This is a genomic window from Achromobacter sp. Marseille-Q0513 (assembly GCF_018195695.1).
Lineage (GTDB): Bacteria > Pseudomonadota > Gammaproteobacteria > Burkholderiales > Burkholderiaceae_B > Achromobacter.
This window is the reverse complement of sequence record NZ_JAGTJY010000001.1, coordinates 78011-93421: the sequence shown is the minus strand read 5'-3', so window position 1 is coordinate 93421 and position 15411 is coordinate 78011. Positions and strand designations below refer to the sequence as shown.

The following is a 15411-nucleotide window of genomic DNA, read 5'->3' as shown; positions in this document are numbered from 1 at the left end:
CCCATGAAGCATCCTGTACTCGCGCTGCTTGGGCTGCTGGCCGTGGCCGCCGCAGTGGTCGTGTCCCCCGCTGTCCAGGCGGTGGAGATCCTGCGGTGGGAGCGCATGCCGCTGGCAGTGCCGTTGAAGGTCGGCCAGGAGCGCATCGTGTTCATCGACCGAAACGTCCGCGTGGGCGTTCCCGCAGGCGTCGGTGAGCGCTTGCGCGTGCAGAGCGCGGGCGGCGCGGTGTACCTGCGCGCCAGCGAGCCGATCGAGCCTACACGGCTGCAATTGCAGGACGCCGACACCGGCGCGCTGATCCTGCTCGACATTGCGGCGGAGCCGCCCAAGGACGGCGAAGCCGAGCTGGAACCGGTACGCATCGTCGAGGGCAACAGCACACCGGCACGGTATGGCGATCAGCCTGACGGTGCCGATGCGCCCCAGGCGCGCGCCCAGGATCAGGCGGGTACCCGGACGGCGCGGCGCGAAACGCCAATCCCCGTCGTGCTGACACGTTTTGCTGCGCAGAACCTCTACGCGCCGCTGCGCACTGTGGAACCCTTGCCAGGCGTTATGCGGGTCAACCTGCGCAGCGACCTCGACCTCGGCACGCTGATGCCGACCTTGCCGGCACGCGCGGTCGCACTCGCCTCGTGGCGCCTGGAAGACCAGTGGGTCACTGCCGTGCGCCTGACCAACACCAGCGCCGGCTGGGCCACGCTCGACCCGCGCGTGCTGCAAGGCGATTTCCTCACCGCCACCTTCCAGCACGAGGCGCTTGGCCCGCGCGGAACCCCCGAGGACACCACCGTCCTGTACCTGGTGACGCGCGGGAACGGCCTCGCGCAATCGCTGCTGCCGACGATCCATCGCTTCGACCCCGCTGTGCATCTCCCGCAGCCCAAAGCAGCAGCCAGCGACGACAGGGAGGCCCGCCATGCGCAGTAACGGACTCCTGAAGTGGCTGCTGATCCCCGTGGCCCTGCTGGTGCTGTTCGTCGCCATCCGGCTGTTCTCCGGTGGCGGTGCGTCGGCGCCGCCCACCGCAGATGGCAGCAGCAGGCTCACGCCGGAGGAAATGAAGGCGCTGGGCATCGAGGGCGATACCCCGCGCGACACCGTGGCAACACTCGTTGCCCAGGTGAAGCAGTTGCGTACCGAGCTTCAAACCGCGCTGTCCGACAACAGGTCGCAGCGTGAAGAGAACCAGCGGCTGCGCCAGCGCGAGAACGCCATCGACCAACGCATTAATTCGGCCCTCGAATCCGAGCGCTCCAACCTGCGCCGCGACCAGCAGCAGGCAGCCAGCACGCGCCAGCAGACCGAGGGGCTGCTCGCCGACCTGCAGCAACGCCTGGACAGCATCGGCGGACGTGGCGGCGGCCATGCCGATTTGCCGGTGGGGCTGGGCCTGCATGACGGCGACGAGGCCGGCATGGAAGGCGGTATGCGCTGGGTGGAGCCTGATGACGCGAAACAAAGCGACGGACGCGGCAGGTCGAATGGCGGCATAAACTTCCCCACCAGCTTCGGCTCCTCGCAGAGCACGCTGGAAACCACAGCGCAAACCGTGGCAAACGCGGGCGCACGCGCGGCTGGCGTCAAGAGCGCGATGCCCGTCTATACCGTGCCGACCAACTCGACGCTGATGGGGTCGGTGGCAATGACGGCGCTGATTGGCCGCGTGCCGATCGACGGCACGGTAAACGATCCATACCCCTTCAAGGTCTTGGTCGGGCCGGACAATTTGACCGCGAACGGCATCTACATCCCCGATGTGGCCGGGGCCGTGTTCTCCGGCACCGCATCGGGCGACTGGACGCTCTCGTGCGTGCGCGGCCAGGTGCGCAGCATCACCTTCGTGTTCCATGACGGGACCATCCGCACCATTCCCGAGGATCGCGAGGGCAACCAGCAGAACAACCAACAACGTGACGGCCTGGGCTGGATCAGCGACCCGCATGGCATTCCCTGTGTCAGCGGCGAGCGGCGCAGCAATGCGCAGCAGTACCTCGGCACCCAGGCGCTGATCACGGCGGCTGGCGCAGGCGTGGCCTCGCTCATCGAATCCGACAGCGGCAGGGCGTCCTATGTCGGCGCCGACGGCTCCATCGGCAGCGTGGGCATCAGCGGCCAGGAAGCCGTGGGCCGGATTCTCGCCAGTGGCGTTCAGGACATGTCGAGCTGGGTCAACAAGCTCTACGGCCAGGCCTTCGCTGCCGTTTATGTGCAGCCCGGTGCCAAAGTCGCCGTCCACCTCGAAAAGCCGCTCGCCATCGACTTCGATCCAGAAGGCCGCAAGGTCGATCACCGCGCAGGAGAAAGCCATGCTCTCGAACTTGAATAGCTGGGCTCAAGGCCTGGCGCTGGCCTTAGCCGTCGCGCTGCTCGGCGGCTGCGCCACCAGCAAGGAAAAGCTGCTGACCCACGGTGACCGCACGATGATGGACATCTGGCAGCAGGAGGCCGGCGACGGCGGTGGCGCGGCCGGACGGAATGCCGGCCGCCAACTGCTCGATGCGCGCCAGAGCCTGCGCCGGCCCCTTACAGAGGTGGACGTGCAGGCCGCGCCCGCCGAGCAGATGCGCTATACGCGCACGGCGCGCAACGAGGTCTATCGCCAGTTCCAGCGCCTGCCCAACCCCGACCTCGTGATGTACGTGTATCCCCATTTGGCGGGCACCGACCCGGTGCCGATTCCGGGCTATACGACCGTGTTCCCGCTGTACCAGCGCGTGCAGTACGCCATGCCAGGCGAGCGCGTGGAGGACTACTGATGCGCTGGAAACTCCCCTGGCCGAAGCTGGCCGCGTCCGGCGCTGCCGATGACGAGCAGCCGGACGGCTGGCAGCGCCACGTCGAGGCACTGCACCAGGCCGGCCTCCCCGAACCTGGCGCGGTGGTGCAAGCTCGCAGGCCGGCGACCATGGCAGACGAGCAGGCGCTGTACGAGGTCGCGCCGTCGTTCGTGGAACTGCTGCCCTGGGTGGAGTTCCTGCCACAGTCGAAGGCCATGTTGCTGGAGGACGGGCAATCGGTGGCGGCGTTCTACGAGCTGGTGCCGCTGGGCACCGAAGGCCGGGAACCTGGCTGGCTCGCGCAGGCCCGCGATGCTTTGGAGAACGCGCTGCAGGACAGTTTCGATGAACTGGACGAGAACCCCTGGGTGCTGCAGCTCTACGCTCAGGACGAGCCCAGTTTCGACCAGTACATGCAGACCCTGCGCGACTATGTGCAGCCGCGCGCCCGTGATACGGCGTTCAGCGAGTTCTACCTGCGCTTCTTCGGCCACCACCTACGCGCGGTGGCCAAGCCGGGCGGCCTGTTCGAGGACACGGTAGTCACGCGGTTGCGCTGGCGCGGCCAGACCCGGCGTGTGCGCATGGTGGTCTATCGCCGCGTGACCGGGCAAGGGCAGAACAGCCGTCGCGGGCAGACGCCTGAGCAGATGCTCAATATCGTCTGCGACCGCCTGTGCGGCGGACTGGCGAACGCCGGCATTCAGGCCCGGCGCATGTTGGCTGCGGATGTTCATGACTGGCTGCTGCGCTGGTTCAACCCGCGCCCCACGTTGCTTGGGCCTGGGGCCGAAGACCGGGAGCGCTTCTATGCACTGGCGCGCTACCCCGACAGTGCGGAGGACGGCGAGGACGGCGAGATCGAATTGGCGAGCGGGCGGGATTTCAGCCAGCGGCTGTTCTTCGGCCAGCCGCGTACCGACGTGGCGCACGGCACCTGGCATTTCGACAGCATGCCGCACCGCGTGCTGATCACCGACCGCCTGCGCATGCCGCCGGGCACGGGGCACCTGACCGGCGAGACGCGCAAAGGGGACGCCATCAACACGCTGTTCGACCAGATGCCCGAGGACACCACCCTTTGCCTGACGCTGGTCGCCACGCCGCAGGATGTTCTCGAAGCGGATCTCAATCATCTGGCGAAGAAGGCCGTGGGCGAAACCCTGGCGTCCGAGCAGACGCTCAAGGACGTGCATGAAGCCCGTTCCCTGATCGGCAGCGCGCACAAACTCTACCGGGGCACGCTGGCGTTCTATCTGCGCGGCCGCGACGAGGCGGAACTGGACCGGCGCGGCCTGGATCTGGCGAACGTGATGCTCAACGCCGGTTTGCAACCGGTGCGCGAGGACGACGAGGTGGCGCCGCTCAACAGCTACCTGCGCTGGCTGCCGTGCTGCTACAACCCTGGCCAGGATCGGCGCCGGTGGTACACGCAACTGATGTTCGCCCAGCACGCGGCGAACCTCTCGCCCGTGTGGGGCCGCGCCCAGGGTACGGGGCACCCCGGCATCACGATGTTCAACCGCGGCGGCGGGCCGATCACCTTTGATCCGCTCAACCGCCTGGATCGGCAGATGAATGCCCACCTGTTTCTGTTCGGCCCGACGGGTTCGGGCAAGTCGGCGACCCTCAACAACCTCTTGAATCAGGTCACGGCGATCTACCGGCCACGGCTGTTCATTGTGGAGGCCGGCAACAGCTTCGGCCTGTTCAGCGACTTTGCCCGGCGCCTGGGTCTGACTGTGAATCGGGTCAAGCTTGCGCCGGGCTCGGGCGTTACCCTGGCGCCGTTCGCGGATGCGCGGCGGCTGATCGAGACGCCCAGCGACGTGCAGACGCTCGACGCCGATGCGCTGGATGAAGACCTGCCCCCCGATGCTGTGGCCATGGAGGCGGATGAGCAGCGCGACGTGCTGGGCGAATTGGAGATCACCGCACGGCTGATGATCACCGGCGGCGAAGACAAGGAAGAAGCCCGGATGACGCGGGCCGACCGCTCACTGATTCGTCAGTGCATCCTCGATGCCGCCGAGCACTGCCACAGCAAGGATGGAGAGAAGCGCACCGTGCTCACGCGCGATGTGCGAAACGCGCTGCGCACGCGCAGCCAAGACCCAACGCTGCCGGAAATGCGGCGTGTGCGACTGCTGGAGATGGCCGATGCCATGGACATGTTCTGCCAAGGCACGGACGGCGAAATGTTCGACCGCGACGGCTCGCCGTGGCCTGAAGCCGACATCACCCTGGTCGATCTGGCGACCTATGCGCGCGAGGGCTACAACGCGCAGCTCTCCATTGCCTACATCAGCCTGATCAGCACGGTGAACAACATTGCCGAGCGCGACCAGTACCTGGGTCGCCCGATCATCAACGTCACCGACGAAGGACACATCATCACCAAGAACCCGCTGCTTGCCCCCTACGTGGTGAAGATCACCAAGATGTGGCGCAAGCTGGGAGCCTGGTTCTGGCTTGCCACACAAAATATCGACGACCTGCCGCGCGCCGCAGAACCCATGCTCAACATGATCGAGTGGTGGATCTGCCTGTCGATGCCACCCGATGAGGTGGAGAAGATTGCCCGGTTTCGCGAACTGTCACCCGCGCAGAAAGCATTGATGCTTTCCGCGCGCAAGGAAGCCGGGAAGTTCACCGAGGGCGTCATCCTGTCCAAGTCGATGGAGGTGCTTTTCCGGGCGGTGCCGCCGAGCCTCTACTTGGCGTTGGCGCAGACCGAACCCGAAGAGAAGGCGGAACGCTATCAGCTCATGCAGCAGCACGGCATCAGTGAACTTGATGCGGCCTTCAAGGTGGCCGAGAAGATCGACCAGGCGCGCGGCATCGAGTCGCCGGCCTTGGGCCTGCCGCAATAGCCGCCGGAGACTGCCGTGAAACCGAAACCTCCTTCCGTTCCTATGCCGGTGCAGGCGTTTCGCCATCGGTGCTCGCTCAAGCGCTGGCCCTGGTTCCTGGCCGCAGGATTGATCACACTGCTGCTGATCTGGCTGGTGTCCCGTGCACCCAGCGAATCAGTATCGCAAGCTCACGCGCCGATCAGCACGGCGCAGGTAGCCGGCCCGCCCTGGCAGATGGGCAACCCCGAGGGCCGATTCACGCTGACGCTCTATGCCGACCTCGAATGCCCGTTCTGCCGAGCGTACTTTCCGCAACTCAAGCGCTGGGTCGGCAGCAACACCGACGTGGCCCTGCAATGGCAGCACCAGCCGCTGGCCGCGCACGAACCGGCTGCCTCCGCCGAGGCACGCCTGGCCGAGTGCGCCGCCGAAACAGGTGGGCATGCGGCCTTCTGGCAGGCCATCGAATGGGTCTATGCGCACACGCGCAGCGACGGCCTGGGCTTGCCAGAGGGTCTGCGTTATCCCGGCCTCAACCCAGCCGTCGAGCAGTGTTTGGCCAGCGAGCGACCCGAAGCGTTGATTCGCGCTCAGGCCGAGGACGCCATGAAGGGCGGTGTGACCGCGACGCCTTCGATTCGTCTGCACGATCGCCAGACCGGCCAGGCGATCCTGCTGCAGGGGCCGATCGAAGGCGATGCACTGCTGTCGGCCATGGACATGCTGGCGGTTGAGGATGCCGCCACTCCACCCACCACCGAAATGCCTGCCGACGTCGTCGGCGACATGCCCAGGTAGCCCGCGGTCATTGAGGCTACGGTGCAGCACGCTGCGCTGACCGCTACCCGTTCGCCTCGCATCCTGGCCGCGAACGATCACCGCAGCAGCGGTGATGGATGCACCTTGTTCCCTTGTTCCATTCCCTGGAGGGCCTGCCCTCCTGGGGCATGTGCGCCCTCCGATTTCCCTGTCTGGAGGTTCGCCATGTCTGTCGTCATCAATGACTCCTGCCTGGAGTCACTTTCCGATATTGCCGCTCAGCACGAAGACTGGATCGTTCAGCAAGCCATCGTGCTGCTGGAGCGACGGGTTTTCAAAGCCGGGCCACGTCTTGAACGGCCCGCTGCGGTCAGGGACTACCTTCGCTTGAAGCTGGTCGCCGAGCCCAACGAGATCTTCGTCGTTGTATTCATGAACAGCATGCACGACGTGCTGGCCGTGGAGCCAATGTTCCATGGAACGATCAATGCGACCTCGGTTTATCCGCGCGTCGTGTTGCAGCGCGCTTTGCAACTGAACGCCGCTGCGGTCATCTTCGCCCATCAGCACCCCTCGGGCTCCACCGAGCCATCCAATGCGGATCGCGTGCTGACCGAGCAGTTGAAGACCGCCTTGGCGCTTATCGACGTGCGCGTACTCGACCATTTCGTGATTGGTCAGGGCACGCCGTACTCGTTCGCCGAATCGGGTCTTTTGTAGGAAAGCACGTGGTTCACTGATCACAGCGGGGGCTTCGGCCTCTGCTTTTTTCCATGCGGCAGCACCGAACAGGTATGCGGGGTGCCCGCGATGCGCATTGTTTGTTGGGGCCGCAGCGGGTTCGCGTTCGACTATGGCTCTGATCAACTTCCAGGGCACGCGACATGCCAGCATCTTTACTCCGCTTCACAGCAGGCTGGCGAACCCTTGGCCTGGCCGTTGCACTACCGGCGTCCTTGGCTGTTTTCAGCCCCGCCACCTTCGCCGCCGATGTGGTGGTCATCACCGATAGCCGCCACCCGGTCAAGACCATGGGTGGCGAGCGGCTGATTGAGCTGGATGAAGGCCCGCGCATCGAAGCCGAGCTTTCCGCACAACTGCCCGTCGATCCCGAGCAGGCCACGGCCATCGTCAAGCGCCAACTGAATCAAGGTGGCGCCGACCTTCAGCGCCGCATCGCTTCCGCCTACCAGGGCGTCACCGACGCTTGGAGTTTGGGCGTCACCAGTATTCCGGCGGTCGTGGTGGATCAGCGTTACGTGGTCTATGGCGAGCCGGATGTGGCCCGTGCCGTCGTGCACATCGAGCAACATCGGAGGTCCCAGCCATGACCCGAGCCTTCGAGCGGATGCGCCGCCTGCGCGCGGGCGTGGCCTCAGTGCTGCTGCTCAGCGCCACGGGCAGCTACGCACTCAACACCGCCACCATCGTTGGCTCAGTGGCATCGCCGGACTGCCTCGAATACCGCGTCGTCGGCATCTGCTACTGGCTCTACTGCACCTGGACGGGCTGCACGGTGCGCACGTCCATCAAGGTCCGCCACTACATCCCCGATGCGGTCGTATCCAGTTACAGCAACACCGGCGAGAACCCCTGGGTCGAAGTCCGGGCGATGAGCGTGCCCAACCCGTCCGCACAGGCCGGCGGAGACGGCACCACCAACGAGGATCACGAGAACAATCTCGCCAAGTTCAAGAACGCGGACGTCATCGGCCATCCCGGCGTCGAGGTGTTCAACCAGTTCATCTCGTCTTCGGGCTATTTCTGCGAGGGCGCGGGCACGGCGTTCATGCCGTACCTGCTCAGCACCCTGGACACGCTGGCTTGGCGCTACAACGTGCCCGAGATGGCCTACCCGGAGGCGCTGATTCCGGGTAGGCGCGAGATCGGCGCGCGCACCACGATGAACCTGTGGGGCAATGTGTATCCGCGTGGCGGCTTCCTGCACCAGGCCGACGACCACAAGGCCGGCGCCGTGGTGGCCCAACGCGCCGGCGATGTCGTCACGCGCCGTGGGCAAATCCACGTCTATCAGCCGCTGCTCGCCAACTCGCGGCCTGGCTATTGGCCTGCCGGCGCGCTGATGGAAGGCGATGGCTCGACGGGCAAGTGGCAGGAACTCACGCCCGTCCTGTCCTCGTCCTGCACGGTCTTCCCCCGCAGCGGCTTCCTGACTCAGGCGCAGCAAGGCGACTACGCCTGGGCGCTGTGGCGGCCCTATGCGTGCTGCGAACGTCGCGGCCAGGTGTTCCTCGGCAGCGTCGATTTCCAATGAGGGTACGGCGATGAAGCGTCCTGAACTGACAAACCTCTCCACCAAGGCGTGCCGCCTGCTGCGTCCCACGGTATTGACTGGGGTATTGACCGGGGTGCTGTCTGGCGCGCTCGTTCTTGGCGGCGGCCTGGCGTGGGCGCAGACCGGCTTTCAAACCGGCGGCTCCGTGATCGGCGACGAGGTGATGTATTCGATTGGCGGCGGCAGCGCAGTGTCCATGGGGCGTGCGGCCGGCATGCGCTCGATCGGCGTCAGCGTGGGCTGGAACAGCAACCTGATCTGCGGCGACATGAGCATCCAGACCACGCTGCGCAACCAGCTCAACGGCGTCACCAACGGCTTTCAGCAGATCATGAGCAACGTGATCCAGAGCGCCACCAGCGCGGTGGCATCGCTGCCTGCGCTGATCATCCAGCGCGCCGATCCGGGCCTGTACAACCTGCTGACCAACGGCGTGCTGCAGGCACGGCTGGATTTCGACCGTTCCAAGCTGACGTGCCGCGCCATGGCCGAGAAGATGGCCGAAACAGCTGGCGGACAGCTTCGCTGGAGCCAAGTCGCCGAGGGCATGGCACTGCGCGATGCGGTGTCGAGCACCGATGCCGTGTCGGCGATTGAGCAGGCAGAGACGCGCCGTGGCAACGACGGCGTGCCCTGGGTAGGCGGCAACAACGCGGGCGGTGCAGGTCAGTCGGCCATCCGCGTGGTCGGCGACGTCACCCGTGCGGGCTACAACCTGGTCAACGGTCGCAGCGTAACCGACACGTCGTCCATCGCTTCCGCCAGTTGCGCGAGCCTGTCCTGCCAGACCTGGACTTCGCCGCAGCAGGCGACCGAATGGGCCACGCGGGTTCTTGGGGAACAGGTGCAGCGCACCTGCGATGCCTGCACCAAGACCGAAACGGTGCCCGGCGTCGGGCTGACGCCGCTGATCCAGGAGGAGTACGAGGCCAAGCTGGAGGCCTTGCAGGAACTGGTCTCGGGAACGCGCAATACCACCTTCGGGAACCTGCGCGCGGCCGGCAGCACCTCGCTGCCCATCACCCGCGGCGTCATCGAGGCGCTGCGCGACGAGCCTGACCAAGACTTGCTGGCGCGGCGCCTGGCCTCGGAGGTTGCGCTGGCGTCGGTGCTGGAGAAGGCACTGCTGCTCCAGCGTACCCTGCTGACCGGCAAGAAGGAGCCCAACGTCGCGGCGAACCAGTTGGCGGTCGAGGCCGTGAACCACGAAAGCGACACGCTCGACCAGGAGATCCGCAACCTCAAGACCGAACTGGAGCTGCGCCGCGAGCTGGCGAATAACTCGCCCATGGCCATCATCCAGCGCCACGGCACGCGCGCGGCTGGCTCTCGCGGTATCTACGAGGGCGATCCCATTCCCGACCGCCTCGACCGGCTCCAGAAGGGCAATCCGGGAGGCAACCCATGAACCTGCCGCGCGCCAGTTGGCTGCGCCCACGCTGGCAGCTCAGCCTGCGCGCGGCGAAGGCGTTGCTGTGGGCAGTGGTGCTCGTCGCCGCTGCGGTGGGTGCCAACGTCGTCGGCATTTACCTCGTCGGCAGCGTTGCCAACTGGGAACTGTGGCTGACGGCCACGGCGGGCTACTTCCTGGTGTGGCGGCTGTGCCTGTACGGCGCAACCGCCTACGGCTGGGTCTGGATGCGTCGCCGGCTGCTGGCGCGTGAGGCCCAACGCGGGGCGGATAGGCAGGCGCGGCGGCGACTGTTGCGCAGCGAGATCGCTGGCGTCGCCGCCATTGTGGCGCTGGAAGCCAGCCTGTTGATGCAGGCCGCTTGAGGGGAGATCGGGGTCATGACGCTTTTTACGACCGACTACCTGGAGTACTACCTGACGCTGGTGTCGTGGATTGTCCATAACGGCATCTGGGCGGTGCTGGTGGCAAGCGGTGTCTTCGCGCTGCCTTTCATTGCCATCATCGTGCAGGAATGGCTGAAGGCCCGTGCGGAGGGTGCCGACGAAGGCAACAAGGGCGTGCTCTCGGCTGCGCGCATCGAGAACCGGGTGTTCGTCGCCATCGTGGTGGTGATGTTCGCCGGCATCCCCTTTATCGACGTGGATCTCAACACCATCCGCTACGACAGCGCGCGCTCGGCGCAGTGCCAGGTCAGCGTGCCACAACCCTCGGCGACCGGCTGGTCGCAGTCTTTCAGCACGCTCAACAACCAATCGGCGAAGGTGCCGGTCTGGTGGGCCTTCATGCACGCGCTCTCGCGCGCCGTCACAGGGGCCTCGGTGGCAGCGATCCCATGCGGCACAGACCTGCGGCAAATGAGGATGGAGATCGACGCGACGCGCATCGACGCCCCGGTGCTGGCTCAGGAAGTGGCGGATTTCTCGCGAGACTGCTACGGACCGGCGCGCGCCAAGCTGTTCATGCAGCGCCCAAACCTCGATGAGGCGCAGATGCACGACGTGACCTGGATCGGGTCGAGGTTTTTCACGGACACCGGCGGCTACTACGACAGCTACCGCTCCAGCACACCACGCGATGACTGGCCCTACGACAGCACCCGCGACGCGGGGCTTGCGCAAGTGGCCAGCGGTGGCGGTTATCCGTCCTGCAGGCAGTGGTGGGCCGATGGCAGCAATGGCCTGCGCGCACGCCTGCTGGGGCAGGTAGACGCAAGCCTGCTGAATCGCTTGGCGGGCTGGGCCGGCTTTCTGAGCCGAGCCGAGGTGGACGACTCGGTGATCCGCACGATCGCCTCGCCGAGGCAGCAGAAACTGAACCAGGGCAGCGTCTATACCGACTACGGCGGCCAGATCGACAAGACCCTGCCGAACATCGTGACGCGGGCCACCGGCGACGTCGGGATGGCCGTCGGCGCGATTGCCGCGTTTCCGGCCATGGACGTGGTGCGCCAAGCCTTGCCCATGGTGCTCGCCTTGCTCAAGATGGCGCTGGTCATCTGCATCCCGCTGGTGCTGGTTGTGGGCACCTACGACCTGAAGACCGTCGTTACTGTGAGCGTCGTGCAGTTCGCGCTGTTCTTCGTCGATTTCTGGTTCCAGCTCGCACGCTGGATCGATTCGACGATCCTGGATGCGCTTTATGGCTGGGGGTTCGGCTGGAACCGGCCACACGCCAACTTCGATCCACTCGTGGGGATGAACAACGCCTTTGGGGATCTGCTGTTGAACTTCGTCATGGGGACGATGTTCCTTGTACTGCCGGGATTCTGGCTCGCGAGTCTTACCTGGGTTGGAATTCGAGCCGGGCACGCCATCCAGGGGCTTTCAGACGGCAGCAAGAGCGCTGGCCAAGCGGGCGGTAAGGGTGCAGGGGCGCTTACCGGAGGTAAGCTGAAGTAGCGCAAGGCCGGTCAGTCGTCGGTGTATAGCTCGTGGGACGTGTCGTTGTACAGATTCGGATCGTAGCCCGGCGTCTTGCGCAATTCGGTGAGATCGGTGAAAGACCACTCGTCGTCATCCGAGGTATTGGCAGCAGCAGCCCATCCTGCCGCCACAACGCCCAGCAACACGAGGGCGAACCAGAACGCAACGTATAGCAGCAGCCCCAGCACAGCCAGCTTGACCGCCCACAGCAGCACGGTGGTGCCGGCCACCGGCACTCCCTTGGATACCAACCAGCTCGATGTGCGCCGCTCGCCCCGCGCATAAGCGCGCCATCCACGGCCAAAGGCGCGGCCGATGCGTTCTGCAGTGCTGATGCGGGTTGTCGTAGTCATGGTCGTCTCCTGCTACATGAGGAATGCCTATTCCAGTTTGCTCCAATCCTGTTTGCTTGACTCTACCAATGCGCTCCAGTCGTCCGGCGGGTTCCCGCGCCCGAGCATCTTCTCGAACACGGCATAGGGGTCTGATTTGCTCCCCGAAGACCGCAGGGTCTGCTCATCGTTGACCCAGGCGTACACGATGATCTTGGCCTTCGAGTCGTAGCGGAAGAACAGCCGGTATCGCCTTCCGAGCTTGGCTCGCCGCCAGTGGCGATAGACCGGCCCCATGGTATTGCCTTGACGGTACTCGTCGCGTGCTGGATCACTCGGCACCACGTCCTGTATCAACTGAACCAAGGCCCGGAAGAACTTGACGTTGGCGTTCGATCCGAACCCTTCCGGGTCGTTCTCTTGGGCGCGCAGCACAGCCGCACGCAGCTTCATCATCTGCTCGATCAGGTTGTCGTGGAACAGCAGTGTCCAGCCATGCTGTCGCATCAGATTTCCACGTCCTCATCGAAATCATCGCCCAGCTCCACCTTGTGGCCCGCGTGCTCCAGCATGGTGCGAGCCAAATCCTCGGGCAGGCCGCGCACATTCCGGCCCGCTTCAATGTCGTGGGCCAGCAGGGTCAGGAACGCGGCAATGGCAGGGTCCTCGTGCTCGGCATCGGCGCGGGTCACGACGACTTCACTGCCACGAAGCTCGAACGCGAGCTTGCTGCCGGTATCGGCACCCAGCGCCTGCCGGATGGATTTGGGCAGCGTGATCTGACCTTTGGAGGTCAGCGTGGCAACTTCGTGAATGGCAGGCATGGCGGCTCTCCTGATCGCAATGTCTGCATTGTAAGGAAATATCCTTACTTCGTCAATCTGTGGTCTCACCGCAGCTCTCCAGCATCCAACAATGGATCGCATCGTAGAGCGGGAACAGCCACCCTCCCCGCATCAACCCGGCCCCGCCATACTCGCATTGACGATGGACGACCCATGCTCACCGCTCTATATCCAAAGGCTTCTAAAGGCAAAAAGGTCAAGGGGGCAAGGGAATGGGGTGCAAGGGGAAAGGCCCTACCCGAAAAGGCGAAAAGGCCTCCCGCTTGGCCAGCCACCAGGACACCCACATGCTCTCCCTGTTCCAGCGGAAACGGCCTCCGGTCGCTGCCGCTCCGTCGCCAGCACCCGCCACCGATCTCCCGAAAGGGCTGATGCGGCCGCAGTCGGCCGCATCGCTGCTGGCGACACCGCGCCGGCAGAAGCTGCTGGAACACATCTGGCAGCGTACCTCGCTCTCGCGCAAGCAGTTCGCCGCGCTGTACCGTGCGCCGCTGGAACGCTATGCCGAGCTGGTCCAGGCTTTCCCTGCCTCCGAAGCGCATCACCATGCCTACCCAGGCGGCATGCTCGACCACGGTCTGGAAATCGTTGCCTACAGCCTGAAGCTGCGCCAGTCTCATCTGCTGCCCATCGGCGCCAGCCCGGAAGACCAGGCTGCGCAGGCCGAAGCCTGGACCGCCGCCGTTGCCTATGCGGCCCTGTTGCACGATATCGGCAAGATCGCCGTCGATCTGCACGTCGAGTTGGCCGACGGCAATACCTGGCATCCGTGGCACGGCCCGCTACACCAGCCATACCGCTTCCGCTACCGTGACGATCGCGAGTACCGCCTGCACAGCGCCGCGACAGGCTTGCTCTACCGGCAACTGCTTGACCGTGAAGTCCTGGACTGGCTCAGCAGCTACCCATCACTGTGGGCACCGCTGCTTTATGTCCTGGCCGGGCAGTACGAGCACGCTGGGGTGCTGGGCGAATTGGTGGTGCAGGCCGACCGGGCTTCGGTGGCCCAGGAACTGGGTGGCGACCCCACACGTGCCATGGCCGCGCCCAAGCACGCGCTGCAACGCAAGCTCCTGGACGGGTTGCGTTACCTGCTCAAGGAGGAGCTGAAGCTGAACCAACCCGAGGCCTCCGATGGCTGGCTCACCGAAGATGGCTTGTGGCTGGTCAGCAAAACGGTCTCGGACAAACTGCGGGCGCACTTGCTGTCACAGGGTATCGACGGCATCCCTGCGAACAACACCGCCGTGTTCAACGTATTGCAGGAACATGGCATGTTGCAGTCCACGCCGGACGGCAAAGCGATCTGGCGTGCGGTCGTGACCAGCGCCACCGGCTGGACCCATTCGTTCACGCTGCTGCGCCTCGCGCCCGCGCTGATCTGGGATTATGGCGAGCGACCGGCGCCATTTGCCGGGACGGTGGTGATTGACACACCCACCGCAGGCGAAGATGTCGTGGCAGCGGCCATCCTCCCTGCTGACGGCGAGGTGTCCGCCTTGGAGGGTCAAAACGCTCCGCCAGAGAAAGATCGTGACATTGCGCCGGCCCATACATCCAAAGCCCAGGCTATCCCTGACGTCATGGAGGACATGCTGGCGATGGTGGCAATGGAAAACTCGCCAACCACCCAGCAGGACGTGGAAACCGCAGCGAACGAAGTACCCGCTGATTTTCCCGATGAACCCCTGGCAACCTTGGCCGTCGTTGCGCCTTCGCCGTCGGCCTCCATGCCCTCGGCGACACAGCCATCAGGCGAGCACTTCATGGCGTGGCTGAAACAGGGCATCGCCACGCGCCGACTCATCATCAACGATGCGAAAGCGCTGGTGCATACCGTGAGCGACACCGCCTACCTGGTCAGTCCGGGTGTATTCCAGCGCTATGCGCAGGAACACCCGCAGGTAGGCAAACTGGCCAAACAGGAGAACCTGCAGGATTGGCAGTGGGTGCAAAAGCGCTTCGAACGGCTGCAATTGCATCGAAAACAAGCCAGCGGTTTGAACATCTGGACATGCGAAGTCACAGGCCCCAGAAAGTCGAGGAAGCTGCACGGCTACCTGCTGATTGAGCCTCGTGCGATATTCAGTGATACGCTTGCAAATAACCCATTCTTGAAGTTGACATAACCAATCAAAAACGGACGAATTGCTGGCTGTTCCCCAAAGAAGTCCGTGCCGCGAGGCGAACTGGCTACTTGGTCCC

At 64.9% G+C, this 15411-nt stretch carries 15 protein-coding genes; 12 read left to right on the top strand and 3 right to left on the bottom strand.

Features of this window, described 5'->3' with window-relative positions; genetic code table 11:
* Nucleotides 1-3: 3 nt before the first annotated feature.
* The 11 genes from KDH83_RS00375 to KDH83_RS00325 all read left to right on the top strand — a co-directional run bounded on the left by KDH83_RS00375 (nucleotide 4) and on the right by KDH83_RS00325 (nucleotide 12005).
* Nucleotides 4-933, top strand: coding sequence for a TIGR03749 family integrating conjugative element protein (locus KDH83_RS00375; RefSeq protein WP_058137614.1), 930 nt, complete (start codon nucleotides 4-6; stop codon nucleotides 931-933).
* Nucleotides 923-2332: a TIGR03752 family integrating conjugative element protein gene (locus KDH83_RS00370; RefSeq protein WP_058137606.1), complete on the top strand. Its 1410-nt coding sequence runs from the start codon at nucleotides 923-925 to the stop codon at nucleotides 2330-2332. Before KDH83_RS00375 ends, KDH83_RS00370 begins: the two co-directional genes overlap by 11 nt.
* The gene (locus tag KDH83_RS00365; protein WP_042919405.1) at nucleotides 2313-2762 is read left to right on the top strand and encodes a TIGR03751 family conjugal transfer lipoprotein; all 450 of its coding nucleotides are present in this window, start codon (nucleotides 2313-2315) and stop codon (nucleotides 2760-2762) included. Before KDH83_RS00370 ends, KDH83_RS00365 begins: the two co-directional genes overlap by 20 nt.
* On the top strand, nucleotides 2762-5656 hold the full coding sequence (locus tag KDH83_RS00360) for a conjugative transfer ATPase (protein ID WP_058137605.1): 2895 nt from the start codon (nucleotides 2762-2764) through the stop codon (nucleotides 5654-5656). The genes KDH83_RS00365 and KDH83_RS00360 overlap by 1 nt, the downstream gene beginning before the upstream one ends.
* Before the next feature lie 15 nt (nucleotides 5657-5671).
* Nucleotides 5672-6436 (top strand): thioredoxin domain-containing protein, encoded by a 765-nt coding sequence (locus KDH83_RS00355; RefSeq protein ID WP_058137604.1) that lies wholly within the window; start codon nucleotides 5672-5674, stop codon nucleotides 6434-6436.
* Between the two features lie 186 nt (nucleotides 6437-6622).
* Nucleotides 6623-7117, top strand: coding sequence for a JAB domain-containing protein (locus tag KDH83_RS00350; RefSeq protein WP_033981957.1), 495 nt, complete (start codon nucleotides 6623-6625; stop codon nucleotides 7115-7117).
* Between the two features lie 164 nt (nucleotides 7118-7281).
* On the top strand, nucleotides 7282-7728 hold the full coding sequence (locus KDH83_RS00345) for a TIGR03757 family integrating conjugative element protein (RefSeq protein WP_072293665.1): 447 nt from the start codon (nucleotides 7282-7284) through the stop codon (nucleotides 7726-7728).
* A complete protein-coding gene (locus KDH83_RS00340) occupies nucleotides 7725-8672 on the top strand; it encodes a TIGR03756 family integrating conjugative element protein (protein ID WP_212312066.1) in 948 nt (315 codons plus the stop codon). The genes KDH83_RS00345 and KDH83_RS00340 overlap by 4 nt, the downstream gene beginning before the upstream one ends.
* 10 nt (nucleotides 8673-8682) lie before the next feature.
* Nucleotides 8683-10101: an integrating conjugative element protein gene (locus KDH83_RS00335; RefSeq protein ID WP_212312064.1), complete on the top strand. Its 1419-nt coding sequence runs from the start codon at nucleotides 8683-8685 to the stop codon at nucleotides 10099-10101.
* Nucleotides 10098-10469, top strand: coding sequence for a hypothetical protein (locus tag KDH83_RS00330; RefSeq protein WP_212312062.1), 372 nt, complete (start codon nucleotides 10098-10100; stop codon nucleotides 10467-10469). The genes KDH83_RS00335 and KDH83_RS00330 overlap by 4 nt, the downstream gene beginning before the upstream one ends.
* Before the next feature lie 15 nt (nucleotides 10470-10484).
* The gene (locus KDH83_RS00325; RefSeq protein ID WP_212312060.1) at nucleotides 10485-12005 is read left to right on the top strand and encodes a conjugal transfer protein TraG N-terminal domain-containing protein; all 1521 of its coding nucleotides are present in this window, start codon (nucleotides 10485-10487) and stop codon (nucleotides 12003-12005) included.
* An 11-nt stretch (nucleotides 12006-12016) separates the two neighbouring features.
* Here KDH83_RS00325 and KDH83_RS00320 read toward each other — a convergent pair whose 3' ends face one another.
* The 3 genes from KDH83_RS00320 to KDH83_RS00310 are packed head-to-tail and all read right to left on the bottom strand — an operon-like array spanning nucleotide 12017 to nucleotide 13185.
* A complete protein-coding gene (locus KDH83_RS00320; RefSeq protein WP_102886006.1) occupies nucleotides 12017-12382 on the bottom strand; it encodes a DUF3742 family protein in 366 nt (121 codons plus the stop codon).
* Nucleotides 12383-12409: 27 nt separating this feature from the next.
* A complete protein-coding gene (locus KDH83_RS00315; RefSeq protein WP_033981966.1) occupies nucleotides 12410-12868 on the bottom strand; it encodes a type II toxin-antitoxin system YhaV family toxin in 459 nt (152 codons plus the stop codon).
* Nucleotides 12868-13185: a type II toxin-antitoxin system PrlF family antitoxin gene (locus tag KDH83_RS00310; RefSeq protein WP_041025051.1), complete on the bottom strand. Its 318-nt coding sequence runs from the start codon at nucleotides 13183-13185 to the stop codon at nucleotides 12868-12870. Before KDH83_RS00310 ends, KDH83_RS00315 begins: the two co-directional genes overlap by 1 nt.
* 308 nt (nucleotides 13186-13493) lie before the next feature.
* Here KDH83_RS00310 and mobH point away from each other — a divergent pair, with 308 nt between their 5' ends.
* Nucleotides 13494-15335 carry a MobH family relaxase gene (gene mobH / locus KDH83_RS00305; protein ID WP_212312058.1) on the top strand — a complete coding sequence of 614 codons (1842 nt, stop codon included), beginning with the start codon at nucleotides 13494-13496 and terminating at the stop codon, nucleotides 15333-15335.
* Nucleotides 15336-15411: the final 76 nt, after the last annotated feature.

Excerpts from the sequence above, each read along its gene's own strand:
- KDH83_RS00375 (WP_058137614.1), top strand. The coding sequence starts at position 4 with ATGAAGCATCCTGTACTCGCGCTGCTTGGGCTGCTGGCCGTGGCCGCC.
- KDH83_RS00370 (WP_058137606.1), top strand. The coding sequence starts at position 923 with ATGCGCAGTAACGGACTCCTGAAGTGGCTGCTGATCCCCGTGGCCCTG.
- KDH83_RS00365 (WP_042919405.1), top strand. The coding sequence starts at position 2,313 with ATGCTCTCGAACTTGAATAGCTGGGCTCAAGGCCTGGCGCTGGCCTTA.
- KDH83_RS00360 (WP_058137605.1), top strand. The coding sequence starts at position 2,762 with ATGCGCTGGAAACTCCCCTGGCCGAAGCTGGCCGCGTCCGGCGCTGCC.
- KDH83_RS00350 (WP_033981957.1), top strand. The coding sequence starts at position 6,623 with ATGTCTGTCGTCATCAATGACTCCTGCCTGGAGTCACTTTCCGATATT.
- KDH83_RS00345 (WP_072293665.1), top strand. The coding sequence starts at position 7,282 with ATGCCAGCATCTTTACTCCGCTTCACAGCAGGCTGGCGAACCCTTGGC.
- KDH83_RS00340 (WP_212312066.1), top strand. The coding sequence starts at position 7,725 with ATGACCCGAGCCTTCGAGCGGATGCGCCGCCTGCGCGCGGGCGTGGCC.
- KDH83_RS00335 (WP_212312064.1), top strand. The coding sequence starts at position 8,683 with ATGAAGCGTCCTGAACTGACAAACCTCTCCACCAAGGCGTGCCGCCTG.
- KDH83_RS00330 (WP_212312062.1), top strand. The coding sequence starts at position 10,098 with ATGAACCTGCCGCGCGCCAGTTGGCTGCGCCCACGCTGGCAGCTCAGC.
- KDH83_RS00325 (WP_212312060.1), top strand. The coding sequence starts at position 10,485 with ATGACGCTTTTTACGACCGACTACCTGGAGTACTACCTGACGCTGGTG.
- KDH83_RS00320 (WP_102886006.1), bottom strand. The coding sequence starts at position 12,382 with ATGACTACGACAACCCGCATCAGCACTGCAGAACGCATCGGCCGCGCC.
- KDH83_RS00315 (WP_033981966.1), bottom strand. The coding sequence starts at position 12,868 with ATGCGACAGCATGGCTGGACACTGCTGTTCCACGACAACCTGATCGAG.
- KDH83_RS00310 (WP_041025051.1), bottom strand. The coding sequence starts at position 13,185 with ATGCCTGCCATTCACGAAGTTGCCACGCTGACCTCCAAAGGTCAGATC.
- mobH (WP_212312058.1), top strand. The coding sequence starts at position 13,494 with ATGCTCTCCCTGTTCCAGCGGAAACGGCCTCCGGTCGCTGCCGCTCCG.